Genomic DNA, 12,751 nt, shown 5'->3' with positions numbered 1-12,751 from the left:
ACAGCGAGAACAGACGCGTAACGTAAGGAGGAACTGATATGGCAAAAGGAATCGGCCAGCATGAAGTAGGCGAACAAGTGGATTTATACTTTTTAATAAAATCGTCAACAAGAGGAATCGCAAGTAACGGAAAGCCGTTTTTGACAGTGATCTTACAAGATAAAACAGGCGATATTGAAGCGAAGTTATGGGATGTATCTCCTGAAGACGAAGAAACGTATGCTGCAGAAAAAATCGTAAAGGTTGCAGGGGAAGTAATGAACTATCGCGGTAGAAACCAGTTGAAGGTGCGTAATATTCGCCCCGCACAGCCGCAAGATGGAGTTCGAGTTTCTGACTTTCTAGAAGTAGCACCGTTATCTCGTGAAGAGATGGTTGAATATATTACGCAAAGCATCTTTGAAATGAAAAATTCTAATATTCAACGCATGACTCGTCATTTATTAAATAAGTATCAGTCGGAGTTCTTAGAATATCCAGCGGCAACGAAAAATCATCATGAGTTTGTTTCAGGTTTAGCTTATCACGTTGTCTCGATGCTTAAGCTTGCTAAAGCGTTTGCTGACTTATATCCATCGTTAAATCGAGATTTATTATACTCTGGGGTTATTTTACATGATCTAGGGAAAGTATTTGAGCTTTCTGGACCTGTTTCAACAACATATACAGTTCAAGGAAACTTATTGGGGCATATATCAATTATGGTGAATGAAATTGGGAAAACTGCTGAAGAATTAGGCATTGAGGGCGAAGAAGTTATGCTTCTTCAGCATATGGTTTTATCTCATCACGGGAAAGAAGAGTGGGGGAGCCCTAAAAAGCCCCTTATTAAAGAAGCAGAAATGTTACATTTAATTGATAACGTTGATGCTAAAATGAATATGTTAGATCGAGCTTTAGACAAAACAAAGCCAGGTGAGTATACAGAGCGTATCTTTGCATTAGATAATCGATCTTTTTATAAACCAACAGCCGAATAAATTTATCAGTCATATCCGAGACAACTTGTACATATAGTGGTTGTAAATAACGGATGTGGAGGATGAAGAGATGGTAACATTACCGATTTGGATTTATTTAGTTGTAGCAGGTATCTTTTTTAGTGGATTTATGGCCATTCGCTCTGCACAGCAAGAAAAGCAAATTGATGAGTCATTTATTGAAAAGGAAGGTCAGATTTTTATTGACCGGATGAATGTAGAAAAAGAGCGCCGTGAAGGAAATTCAATCTAAGCGCATAAATAAAAAAAGGGCCGTTCCTTCGAACGGTCCTTTTTTTGAATTAATTTATTAACCCTGAGAATTTGCGTTATCTGCTTTTTCAAACGCAGGCTCAACTTTTTTATCTTTTACATTCACATTTGCATCTTCAAGCTCTTTTAAAAGCTTTTCTTCAAGCTTAGCTTGGTCAACTTTTGAACGTTTGATTTCTTGTTCCAAGTCAGCTTTCATGTCCTCAAAAGAAGCCAATTTCTTTTTATCTTCCAATTTAATAATGTGGTAGCCGTAATCTGATTTAACTGGTTCACTAATTTCGCCTTTTTTAAGCTTATAAGCAGCAGTTTCAAACGCTTCTACCATTTCCCCAGCACCAAAATATCCAAGGTCTCCACCTTTTTCAGCAGAACCTGTATCAGTTGAATATTCCTTCGCTAATTTCGCAAAATCTTCGCCTTTATCAAGCTTGGCTTTTACTTCTTTTGCTGTTTTTTCATCTTCAACTAGAATGTGACTAGCTTTAATTTCAGGTTTTTTTGCTTCATATGCTTCCTTTAATTCCTTTTCTGATACTTTAATATCAGCTGTTGCTACTTTGTCACGTAAAAGATCAACTTTAAGCATGTCCTTTACGGAATCTTCACCGTTTTGCTCAATAGCTTGGTCAATTTGATCTCCGTATTGTTCACGAAGGTTGTCTAACTCTTGATCAAGTTCTTTATCAGTAATTTTATATTTTTCGCTAAGTACTTTTTCATCTACTACATTGCGCACTAAAGTATTGAATTGGTCTTGACCAATTAAATTCTTCATTTCCTCATATAGTTCACCTTGAGTAACGTTTCCTGCATCAGTTTCAACAATTACTTTTGCTGAGTCACCTTTTGATTCTGAAGCATCGCTACTACAAGCTGATAATGCCACGATGCTTGCAGCAGTTGATAGCGCAATTAAGCTTTTTTTCATATGTACACACTCCTACTCTTTGTTTTCACATAAAGTGTAATGATAGTTCACTCATACGTTTTACTATACCATATTTCTCAAATTTAACGAAACGAATATGGAAATAAAGTGAAAACAAGAATAAAAAGTAATTATTTCCCATCATAAAACTCGTTTTGCAAGTAACAAATACAGAAATAATTAACAAAATCGTGATAAACGCCTAGACGCTTTGGAGTGTTCATGCATAACATGCAGTATTAGTAAACGAAGGAGGTGCTCATATTATGAGTAATGGATATGGATATGGAAACGGTTTTGCGTTATTAGTTGTGTTATTTATTTTATTAGTAATTATCGGATGTGCTTGTTACTACTAATAACACCAGAGACTATAGGAGATGAAGGAGGAAGAAACAAATGGGTAAACATGGATATGGAAACGGCTTTGCTTTAATTGTAGTCCTGTTTATTTTACTAGTAATCATCGGCTATGGCTTAGCATACTAAAGAGTAAAGTAAAACGCGGTGACTGAGTTCACCGCGTTTTATGTGAATAATACCTCAACATAGGAGGAGATCAATAAAATTGTAATCAAAATATTAATTGTACGAAATACCTTCGGCTGTCTCTCTTCCGGAATTTCTTTTTGTAGACATAATGTATTTGTTAGTGTATTAATGTAAAATAAAATGAATAAAGCAAACGGTATAAAGAATATGTACATAAAGTAGAACCCCCCTAAAATCGACGTCAATTATTTGGACTATACGTAGTTTATCTAATGATAAAAATAATATCTAGCGAGTAATGTCAATATTAACATTACCAAAAAATAAGGAAAATAGATAGAGATTCGCTAAAACTTCCTTTAAATTGCAGAAGAACTGTCGAAAATAAGGGAGTATCGAAATGTCCTTGCGAAATAAAGAAAAGGGCGTTAAATGCGTTTTGACATAAAGAATTATTTGGAAGAAAGTGTACGAATCATGTACAATATGAAGTAGGGACATGAACGGTGAAGGAGTAGAGTAAAGGATGGAAACTTTAGAATCTAAAGTGTCACGTTTAGAATATTACATAAAACTGCTAGCTGGAACGCCTGAACAAGAAGCAAAGCCATTTATTGAGCTCGTTGTTAAAGAAGAGCTGACGAGAAGAGAAGTAGAAGATGTTTTACTTCTATGCGAAGAAATTAAAGAGGTGTACATTGAGCAAAAAGCGGAAGGCTTAACTGACTTCGTTCCGCTTCTTACACAATTTGTTGGAATGCTTAATTATAAGCTGGACCCGCAAGAAACAATCGAGTCTTTGGTGAATCAAAGCTCGTATCAAGACGTAATGACAGAGCTTTTTAATATCGTGCAATGGATTCGTGACTAGTTCTTAATTAGAAATGCTTTCTTTTTGATCAGTCACGATTTTTTCTTTTTTTTCTAATTTGCCATCGTTATCAACGAACTCTTCTTCAATGTGATGAAATGAGCGTTCGAAAATATCCATGAAGTCTTCTCCGTAAATTTTACGAATTACGGTCATTAGTTCCATAAACTCTGGAAATTTGCCATACAAGTTTCGAAGAGGAAGAGCACCATTAAATACAGAGTTTTCGGATGGCTTGTAGCTTTCCATTAAAGCTAGTAAAATATCTTCGCCTTTTTGCGTTAATTGAATGTAAGTGTTGCGTTTATCGGTTTCTTTTTTTGAAAATTCCAACAATCCTCTTTCTTCTAACTTTTTAGAAAAATTAAACGCTGTTGAAACATGCATTACGCCAAACTTTGCAATCTCTGAAATTGATGCCCCGTTTAAATGATACGAAATCCATAGAATATGATGCTCGTTAATATTTAAGTCATAGGGCTTAATCCACTGCTGCCAATCTTTTTCTACGGTCTTCCACAGTGCTTTGCTTAATTGGGCAATACGTTGGCTAAATAAGAGTGCTTCTTTTAAATCGTATACTTGATCACTTGTCTTTTTCATTTTCTCCCCACCTACTTTAGCGCAATTGCTTTTTTTTATTTATCTTCTATTATGCCAATAAAATAAAAAATTATAAAGATGTAAATTTACGAAATTTTAAAAAATTAAATAAAGGAGGTGAAAAACCTCCTTTATTTTGCTTCAGATTTAGCTGTTTGTATGTGCTTTTCTAGGTGTGAAAGTGAGTCTTCAATTTCGTTTAAGTGTGATTGGATGGACTGCTGGTGTGGACGAATGTCTTTTTGAAATTCGTTAAGCGTTTTTGAAAGGTCTTTTGCGATATTTTTCACTATAGTATTTCCATCTTGAGCAGTCGTTTGAATCTGCGCTTTAAGGTGCTTAATCTTTCCAGAGATGTCTTCTGTTGTTTCTTTTACTTGATGACTTTCTTCTGCAATACGTTGGCGTAATATTTTACCTGAGGTTGGGGCTAATAAAAGTGTTGCAGCGGCTGCGGCAATGCTCCCAGCCGCGATGCCTGTAACAAGTGAAGTAGTACGTTTCATAAAATCACTCCTATATATTATTTCTGTTAATAAACAAGGTGGTTCAATGGCATAGTCTTTGTATAAGTGAAAGAGTTTATATTGTATTATGTTTCCTAACCGTTAAGAAATAAACCTGCTAAATACAAAAAGGGCCTGCATGATACAGGCCCTTTCAAATCATGATACTTTTGCTGAAATACTTGTGCGCTTTAGTACAGAGTTTACGATTGGATACACCACAACCATAACAATGGTATTTACAACCGTTGCAGGTAACACAACGCCTGCAATCAGAGCCATTAAACCACCTGGTAAACCAACAATAAGTGCTGCTGATGTCAAGAAAATAATGCCTGATACAAGTGTGCCAACCGCTGTTAGAACGGCAGCTACAGGTGTCTTCACTGTTGTAATGTTACGAACAAGAAGTAATAAACCAAAAATGATAAAAGCAGTGATTGGTTTATCAATGATATTTGGCACTTGTCCACCAGGAAATCCTGTTGTTAAGGCAGAAATAGCACCCGTTGTTAATCCGAGTAGTAAAACGTTTTTGACCCCAGGAAATAGTAAAATACCTAAGAACATCATGGTTAACATCATGTCTGGTTTCATACCAAACAAGACAGGTGGCATAATCGCATGCAGTACGGCACCAATTCCAACTAATAAAGATAGTGATACTAATGTTTTTGTGTTCATTTCTCATCTCTCCTCTTCTAAGCTAAGCTCTAAATATACCAATAATGCGCTTGTGCCTATTGCATATATTTATAGACTAATTATAACATAAATCTGTGAAAATAGAATCAATCAGTTTACGCGTGAACGGATGCAAATTCATCCATAAATGCCGCTAATGCTTGACATGCTTCTAGTGGAACAGCGTTATAAATAGAAGCACGGCAGCCTCCTACAGAACGGTGTCCCGCTAAGCCAACAAAGCCTTTTTCCTTTGACTGTGCTAAGAAAGCAGCTGTTAATTCTTCATTTGGTAAAGTAAACGTCACGTTCATTAGGGAACGGCTATCATTTGTTGCATGCGGTGTGTAAAAGCCATTTGAGTTGTCGATGCTAGAGTAGATTAACTCTGCTTTTTTCTTATTGTTTTCTGCAACTGCTGTGACGCCACCTTGTTCTTTGATCCAGTCTAAAACAAGAGATAGCATGTAAATACCAAACGTCGGAGGCGTGTTATATAATGAGTTGCTTTTAATATGTGTATTATAATCGAGCATAGTTGGTAAGTTTGCTGGGATGCGCTTTAACAAGTCTTTTTTTATAATAACAACGGTTACGCCAGACGGACCTAGATTTTTTTGAGCACCAGCATAGATTAAGGAGAACTTTGATACATCAATTGGACGACATAAAATATCACTGGACATATCCGCAATTAAATCGACATTTTCAAACTCAGGATATTCAGTCCACTGTGTGCCAAAGATTGTATTATTAGATGTGATATGTAGATACGCCGTGTTTGAAGGCAATTCACTGCGATCTAGCACTGGGATTGAACGGTAATTTTCTTCTTTTGTAGACGCGATAACCGTTGTTTCACCCACTTTTTTAGCTTCCTTTAATGCTTTTTCTGACCAAGCACCAGTCAATACAAATGCTCCTACTTGATCTTTTCCTAAAAAGTTCATTGGAATCATTGAAAACTGCAGGCTAGCTCCGCCTTGTAAAAATAAAATTTCGTGTGTGTCTGGAATTGAAAGCAGTTCTGTTAATGTTTCTTTTGCATGGTTCAAAACATCTTCAAATTCTTTACTACGATGCGATAGCTCCATCACGGACATGCCTGTTCCTTTAAAATCCGTTAGCTCTTGTTGTGCGAGTTGTAAGACAGGTAGGGGAAGTGCAGATGGTCCTGCGTTAAAATTGTAAGCTCGTTTTACTGAAATCACGTTAATTCCTCCTCAATTTTTCACATTCATCACAGACTGTATCTTGCTTCTTTGTCAGAAAGAATATCATTATACTATCATGAAAATAATTTAATGTGTGAAAACTTTTGAAAAATTTTAAGTAATCAGTATAGAAAATTAAAAACGTAGGAATGAGTGACAAAAGGTGTTAAAATCCATAAATACAAAACTATTTAAAGAGAAAGAAGGTTATCATCTTGACGTGGCATATTAAGACATTTGATCAACTATCAGCGCATGAACTATACGACATTTTGCAGGAGCGTACCAGAGTATTTGTTGTTGAACAAGAGTGTGCATATTTAGAGGTGGATGGGAAGGATCAGGCTTCGTATCATTTATTTAAAGTCGAAAATGAACAGATTATTGCATATATTCGTTTAATACCTAAAGGAGTGAGCTATAAAGAAGCATCCTTTGGTCGTGTACTTGTTCATGAAGATTATCGCAAGACGGGGTTAGGCAGGGAGTTAGTTCAAAAAGGGTTAGCGTTCTTAGGAGATGCGATGGGGGAAAACGTAGTAAGGATTCAAGCCCAAAGCCATCTCCAGCGCTTTTACGCATCATTTGGATTTCAAGCAATATCAGATGTGTATGATGACGATGGAATTCCGCATGTGGATATGATTAAAGAAGAGGTTGAGGCATAAGTGTTTCAGTTAATCATCTATCCGAATCATTGAGCATTAGTGACTCTTTTAATAGTTCAGATTTTTTTATTAATTGTGAAACAGGACGTAAGACACGTGACTCCTGGAGGAGATAGAGGAAAGGCTGAGACCCCGCAGCATAGCGAGGAGGCTCAGATTTCTTTCCGCAGAAAGCGAGTGTCTGTAGCGCAATGGAACGAACTCGTTATTAACCTCACTACTTTACAAAAGGCATCATTCTTCCTGTAGAAAGGCAAAGTTTGTTTTGTCCGAGACTCGTTTGTCTTATAAACGCTCCGAAATTTCAGCTGCGATGCTCTGTAGCTTTTCAGGTGTGTAGTCGCTTGTATGCTCTTTCCATACTGCACCAAAGCCGTCACCTTCACCATAGCGAGGAATGATGTGCATATGGTAATGAAACACGGATTGACCGGCTTTTTCACCGTTGTTGTTTAAAATGTTGATTCCAACTGGCTCATATGTTTCTTTGATTGCTGTTGCAATTTGAGGTACAACTTCAAATAAATGACGAGCAATTTCAGGTGTAAGCTCATGAACGTCTTTTTTATGTACTTTAGGAATAACAAGCGTATGGCCTTTTGTGACTTGGCTAATATCTAGAAATGCTAGTACATGTTCATTTTCAAACACTTTGGCACATGGAATTTCTCCGCGAATAATTTTACAGAAGATGCAATTCTCATCAAGATTACTCATATTGTTCACCTTTCCTTCATAAAAATAAAATAGCTTGTACGACTTAATTTTAGCATAAATAGAAGAGGGAAAAGAAGAGAACAGTAAAAAGCGAGATGCAATCGAATAATGCACCTCGCTATGAAGAAGGAAACAAAGCTTCTATTTCACTATATTGCGTTTAAGGAACACCTCATTTACGTAATAATGTGCCTAATTCATGTAAATTGTCTTCGACAAACACCTCATTCGACATTTTAATGACAAGCATTAACGTAGAATAAAACGTTTCTTCTCTTTGACAAACACCTCATTTAAGCAATTTATAGAATGGATAAATAAATTGAACGAAATCGTTCGTGGTCTTTGACAAACACCTCATTTACACAGTGATAAATGAACAATATTGTCTACCTTTTATAAATCAATTCTAACTACGTTCATGACTAACATCCCCTTATCATAACGCTTAACATAGGGCTTCATGATTAATGTCTGGTGTAGACACCTCATTTCAGATATAGAAAGCTAATTGTTGAACATCAACTGCTTTCCTTCTTCCCTAATTAGAATGTCCACGTATTTAAAAACTTAAACTGGAAATATAATCCTTATTTTAATGGTTAAAAAAATGTATCCTTGAAGAAGATTTGGTACAATAGATAAAAATGAACGGTTTCCATCATCACTATGCTGTATGGAACGCTTTCATTTAGCACATATGTAACGTAATTTTGTTTACTAATACACGTATTTAAAGGAGAATCCAATGAGTTTATTACAAATTCAACACTTAACTGGAGGATATACAAAAACGCCTGTATTAAAGGACGTATCTTTTGAAGTTAATGCAGGAGAACTAGTTGGGCTTATTGGCCTTAACGGAGCAGGTAAAAGTACAACCATTAAACATATTATTGGGTTGATGGAGCCGAAGAAGGGATCTATTGCTATTCATAATAAAACGTTCCAACAAGATTCCACTGGTTATCGTACGCAATTTACATTTATTCCTGAAACGCCAATTTTATATGATGAGCTAACGTTAAAAGAACATTTAGATATGACGGCGATGGCCTATGGGTTGGATTCCAAAACATATGAAGCTCGTTTGCAGCCATTGTTAAAAGAATTTCGTATGGATAAGAAATTAAAGTGGTTTCCAGCGCATTTCTCAAAAGGGATGAAACAAAAAGTAATGATTATGTGTGCCTTTTTAGTTCAGCCTTCACTTTATATTATCGATGAACCATTTCTAGGGCTAGATCCACTTGGTATTCAGTCATTATTAGACTTAATGACTGATATGAAAAAGCAGGGAGCAGGCATTTTAATGTCTACTCATATTTTAGCCACGGCAGAGCGCTATTGCGATAAATTTGTTATTTTACATAACGGTCAAGTAAGAGCACAAGGAACGCTAGCGGATTTACGCACTCAGTTTAATAAGCCAAACGCAACGCTAGATGAAATTTACATTGAATTGACGAAGGAAGAGGACTATGAGTAGTATTGAAGCGCTGTGGCAACAGCGATTTCAGCAGCATCTAAAAGATACGCGTCGCTATATGAAATATATTTTTAACGATCATCTAAAGCTTGTGCTCGTATTTGCCATTGGAGCAGCTGCTTATTATTACCAACAGTGGTTAGAGACGTTAACACCAGCTTTTCCATCAGCATTTTTAATCGCAATAATTATGAGTGTTGTGTTGACGAGCGGTTCAATTCGGACGTTTTTAAAGAGGCCTGACTTAGTCTTTATGCTTGCATTGGAATCAAAGCTGCAGCCGTATTTTAAAAAGTCATTTTTCTATACGTTTTCTACATATATCTATACGCTGCTTTTACTAACGGCTGCTGTTGCTCCTATGCATGTAAAAGTTACTGATCAGACGTATTCTACAATTTTTATGAACTTGATTCTGCTTCTTATTTTAAAAGGAGTAAACTTAAAAATGGCGTGGTGGAGCGTTTACTTTGAAGAGAAGTACGCTAGGTGGATTGACTATCTCGTGCGCTTTTTCTTAAACGGGGCATTTGTTTATTTTCTATTTGTAGGCTCTTACTTGTTTTTCCCTGCTGTTACAGGAGCCATCATTATCTGTTTAGCCTTATATTATCGTTCGCTTGTAAAAGCCAAGCCGTTAAAATGGGAAACATTAATTGAACTTGAAGAGCGGAGAGTAGCGATGTTCTACCGCTTAGCTAACTTATTTACCGATGTTCCTCAGCTAAAAGAACAAGTGAAGCGCCGAGCTTATTTAGATGTCATTTTAAAAGGCATTCCGTTTCAACAACAAGCAACTCATCGCTACTTATATACGCGTACATTTTTACGCGCAGGTGATTATCTAGGGCTATTGGTGCGCTTGACGGTCATTAGTGGACTGATTTTACTCGCTGCTCCTTTTACCTACGGTAACATTGTGATTGTGCTGTTAACGCTTTATGTAACAGGTTTTCAAATGATGCCTCTTTGGAAGCATCATAAACAGGTTTTATGGCTATCATTGTATCCGCTACAAGAGCAGACGCGTCGATCAGCATTTTTAAGCTTGATTCGAAACGCCTTATTTTTACAAGCTGCCGTCTTAAGTATTGTCGCAGCTATTGCTAACTTGTTTGTTGGTTTACTTACTTTTGTGGCTGGTGTGTTATTTGTTCAGTTTTTTGTGACAACTTATATTAAGAGAAAAGCAACCGTATAAAAGAAATCTGCCTTTTAAGGCAGATTTTTTTCGTTTGAGGATAATAAACGCAGTCGATAAACGTTCATCGCAACGTGCGTCACATGATCAAGCAGATGATAATTCGCAAAAGCACCTACAACAGCCCCAAATCCAGGCATGAGCTGAAGCATTTTAATCACATCAATATAGTCACGATACTCTTGCTGGAAGCTCTTCCAATCGAGTTCATGTTGAGCTTCTTTATTCCATTTCTGTAAAAGATCGAAGACTTCTGTTCGCTTTTCTTCGCTACAAAACGCGAGGTGAAAAATATACAAAATAAATAGTCGTTCGTCTTGCTTGCGGACGTCAAAACCGTAAATAGTGGCAATGTCAAATAAACACTTCATCTTAATAGACAAAAAGAGAGGAAAGTCCGCCGCGCCTAACAACAGTCCACCAGCGCCTGTTCCCGCTCCCTCGACGGCAGCTGTTTTACGATATTTAGAAATCGTTGCTTTAACTTCAGCTTCACGCTCTTCAAAGCTTAAATGGGGATTATAGTCCTTCTTGGTAGTAATGGTAGAACCAAAAATGGTGGTTTCCACCATTTTTTTTATGCTTTCCGTAATCATTTTATGAATGCGTTCTGGTACTTTTTTATTCAGTTTGTTTTGTAGCTGCTTCGCATTTCGCTGAAAGGCAGATGGACGTTTTAACAGCGTAATCTTCCAGTGTTCGGCATCAGCCAGCGCTTTTTGTTCATAATCAGTCATTCAGACACCCCTTTTAAAAACCACTTTTCTTATATACGAAGTAAGAGGTAAAAAGTTTCTATCTATGCAAAGAAGCCCCCATATCCAACATATGGGGGGCAACCTGATTAAGATGTGACAGATGTAGCTTTTTGTTCTTTGGCTAGGTATTCAATTGCAGCTGTGCCCAGTGTTTTTGAAGCAATTAACATTGCTTTTTCATTAAAATCAAATTTGGGATGGTGGTGTGGGTAAGGAGTATCGACGCCGTCAGGCTGCGCTCCTGTAAAAAAGAATGTTCCTTTTACATGTTGAAGGTAATAGGCAAAGTCTTCTCCCCCCATTTGCGGTTCGGTTTCTTCCACTTTTTCCACCTCTGGGATTGTTTCTGCTACTTTTGCTAAGAACGCATTTTCTTCGCTATGATTGACAACAGCGGGGTAGCCACGCTTAAACGAATAATCATAGGAAGCATCAGCAGCTAAGCAAGTTCCCTGAATAACACGCTCAATTTCTCTTTCCATATCATTGCGTACGTCTTCGCTAAACGTGCGAACTGTACCAATAAGTTTTGCGGAGTCAGCAATTACGTTAAAAGCATTTTCCGCTACGAAAGAACCAACAGTAATGACGGCTGATTCTACTGGGTTGACGCGTCTGCTGACGATTTGCTGCAAGTTAACAACAAGTTGAGAAGCGATGACGATTGCATCTTTTGTTTTATGAGGCTGTGCCCCGTGGCCGCCAGCACCTTTAACCGTAATTTCAAATCGGTCAGCTGCTGCCATAAACGGACCGTTTCTGTGCTGAATGACACCGGTAGGAGTAACCGCCCATAAATGTGTGCCGAAGATAGCATCTACCCCATCTAAGCATCCATCTTCAATCATTGGTTTCGCTCCACCAGGCGCATACTCTTCAGCATGCTGATGAATGAATACAATCGTTCCTTCTAACTGGTTTTTTAGCTGTTGAATGGATTTAGCCAGAACTAAAAGGGTAGCCGTGTGTCCATCGTGTCCACAAGCGTGCATTACACCAGGGACAGTTGATTTATAAGGGACGTCTTTTTCATCTTGGATGGCTAAAGCATCAAAGTCGGCACGTAAAGCAACCGTTGGTCCAGGTTTCTCTCCTTTAATCGTTGCAACAATACCATTCCCGCCAACGTTTGCCCGATAAGGAACGCCAATTTTGTCATAAAAAGCACGAATATAAGTAGCTGTTTGGAATTCTTTAAAGGAAGGTTCAGGGTATTGGTGAAGATGGCGTCTAATTTGGATCATTTCGTCATAGCTTTTTTCTAGTAAAGAGTGTAGTTCTGAAATCATTAAGTCAGATCCTTTCGTTGATAATAGCTATTTGTAGAGTTTTCTTTAAATAAATAAATAGTTTAGAATTATTTG

General features: G+C 37.2%; 17 protein-coding genes. 8 read left to right on the top strand and 9 right to left on the bottom strand.

Annotated features, from left to right (window positions below; all coding sequences use genetic code 11):
- Positions 1-38: 38 nt before the first annotated feature.
- Positions 39-980 carry a 3'-5' exoribonuclease YhaM gene (gene yhaM, locus V2145_RS16130; protein ID WP_094912696.1) on the top strand — a complete coding sequence of 314 codons (942 nt, stop codon included), beginning with the start codon at positions 39-41 and terminating at the stop codon, positions 978-980.
- A gap of 70 nt (positions 981-1,050) precedes the next feature.
- A complete protein-coding gene (locus tag V2145_RS16125; RefSeq protein WP_094912697.1) occupies positions 1,051-1,233 on the top strand; it encodes a sporulation YhaL family protein in 183 nt (60 codons plus the stop codon).
- Between the two features lie 57 nt (positions 1,234-1,290).
- On the opposite strand, the gene V2145_RS16120 is transcribed toward V2145_RS16125, so the two are convergent.
- The gene (locus V2145_RS16120) at positions 1,291-2,184 is read right to left on the bottom strand and encodes a peptidylprolyl isomerase (protein WP_094912698.1); all 894 of its coding nucleotides are present in this window, start codon (positions 2,182-2,184) and stop codon (positions 1,291-1,293) included.
- 266 nt (positions 2,185-2,450) lie between these two features.
- On the opposite strand from V2145_RS16120, the gene V2145_RS16115 reads away from it, so the two are divergent.
- Positions 2,451-2,543, top strand: a complete 93-nt coding sequence (locus V2145_RS16115) for a YjcZ family sporulation protein (RefSeq protein ID WP_094912699.1) — start codon at positions 2,451-2,453, stop codon at positions 2,541-2,543.
- Positions 2,544-2,583: 40 nt separating this feature from the next.
- Positions 2,584-2,673 (top strand): YjcZ family sporulation protein, encoded by a 90-nt coding sequence (locus tag V2145_RS16110; protein WP_094912700.1) that lies wholly within the window; start codon positions 2,584-2,586, stop codon positions 2,671-2,673.
- Positions 2,674-2,711: 38 nt separating this feature from the next.
- Here the strand turns inward: V2145_RS16110 and V2145_RS16105 are convergent, their stop codons facing one another.
- Positions 2,712-2,891, bottom strand: a complete 180-nt coding sequence (locus tag V2145_RS16105; protein ID WP_094912701.1) for a hypothetical protein — start codon at positions 2,889-2,891, stop codon at positions 2,712-2,714.
- Positions 2,892-3,202: 311 nt separating this feature from the next.
- Here V2145_RS16105 and V2145_RS16100 point away from each other — a divergent pair, with 311 nt between their 5' ends.
- Entirely contained in the window at positions 3,203-3,547 is a 345-nt protein-coding gene (locus tag V2145_RS16100) for a DUF1878 family protein (protein ID WP_094912702.1), read from the top strand.
- Between the two features lie 3 nt (positions 3,548-3,550).
- Here the strand turns inward: V2145_RS16100 and V2145_RS16095 are convergent, their stop codons facing one another.
- The 4 genes from V2145_RS16095 to serC all read right to left on the bottom strand — a co-directional run bounded on the left by V2145_RS16095 (position 3,551) and on the right by serC (position 6,548).
- A complete protein-coding gene (locus V2145_RS16095) occupies positions 3,551-4,150 on the bottom strand; it encodes an HTH-type transcriptional regulator Hpr (RefSeq protein ID WP_131888520.1) in 600 nt (199 codons plus the stop codon).
- 131 nt (positions 4,151-4,281) lie between these two features.
- On the bottom strand, positions 4,282-4,656 hold the full coding sequence (locus tag V2145_RS16090) for a YtxH domain-containing protein (protein WP_131888519.1): 375 nt from the start codon (positions 4,654-4,656) through the stop codon (positions 4,282-4,284).
- Between the two features lie 159 nt (positions 4,657-4,815).
- Entirely contained in the window at positions 4,816-5,340 is a 525-nt protein-coding gene (locus tag V2145_RS16085) for a tryptophan transporter (RefSeq protein WP_094912705.1), read from the bottom strand.
- Between the two features lie 116 nt (positions 5,341-5,456).
- Positions 5,457-6,548 carry a 3-phosphoserine/phosphohydroxythreonine transaminase gene (gene serC, locus V2145_RS16080; RefSeq protein ID WP_179289282.1) on the bottom strand — a complete coding sequence of 364 codons (1,092 nt, stop codon included), beginning with the start codon at positions 6,546-6,548 and terminating at the stop codon, positions 5,457-5,459.
- 221 nt (positions 6,549-6,769) lie between these two features.
- Between serC and V2145_RS16075 the strand changes: the two genes are divergently transcribed.
- On the top strand, positions 6,770-7,222 hold the full coding sequence (locus tag V2145_RS16075; protein ID WP_094912707.1) for a GNAT family N-acetyltransferase: 453 nt from the start codon (positions 6,770-6,772) through the stop codon (positions 7,220-7,222).
- A 285-nt stretch (positions 7,223-7,507) separates the two neighbouring features.
- On the opposite strand, the gene V2145_RS16070 is transcribed toward V2145_RS16075, so the two are convergent.
- Entirely contained in the window at positions 7,508-7,939 is a 432-nt protein-coding gene (locus V2145_RS16070; RefSeq protein WP_094912708.1) for an HIT family protein, read from the bottom strand.
- Positions 7,940-8,687: 748 nt separating this feature from the next.
- Here V2145_RS16070 and V2145_RS16065 point away from each other — a divergent pair.
- On the top strand, positions 8,688-9,428 hold the full coding sequence (locus V2145_RS16065) for an ABC transporter ATP-binding protein (protein ID WP_094912709.1): 741 nt from the start codon (positions 8,688-8,690) through the stop codon (positions 9,426-9,428).
- On the top strand, positions 9,421-10,629 hold the full coding sequence (locus V2145_RS16060) for an ABC transporter permease (protein ID WP_311859423.1): 1,209 nt from the start codon (positions 9,421-9,423) through the stop codon (positions 10,627-10,629). Before V2145_RS16065 ends, V2145_RS16060 begins: the two co-directional genes overlap by 8 nt.
- A 14-nt stretch (positions 10,630-10,643) precedes the next feature.
- On the opposite strand, the gene V2145_RS16055 is transcribed toward V2145_RS16060, so the two are convergent.
- Positions 10,644-11,366 (bottom strand): EcsC family protein, encoded by a 723-nt coding sequence (locus tag V2145_RS16055; protein WP_330988005.1) that lies wholly within the window; start codon positions 11,364-11,366, stop codon positions 10,644-10,646.
- Positions 11,367-11,473: 107 nt separating this feature from the next.
- Positions 11,474-12,676 (bottom strand): M20 family metallopeptidase, encoded by a 1,203-nt coding sequence (locus V2145_RS16050; protein WP_311859421.1) that lies wholly within the window; start codon positions 12,674-12,676, stop codon positions 11,474-11,476.
- Between the last annotated feature and the right edge of the window lie 75 nt (positions 12,677-12,751).

Source organism: Priestia sp. GS2, assembly GCF_036409025.1.
Classification (GTDB): Bacteria; Bacillota; Bacilli; order Bacillales; family Bacillaceae_H; genus Priestia; species Priestia aryabhattai_A.
The sequence above is the reverse complement of the archived record's forward strand: the minus strand, read 5'-3'. Positions and strand labels throughout refer to the sequence as shown.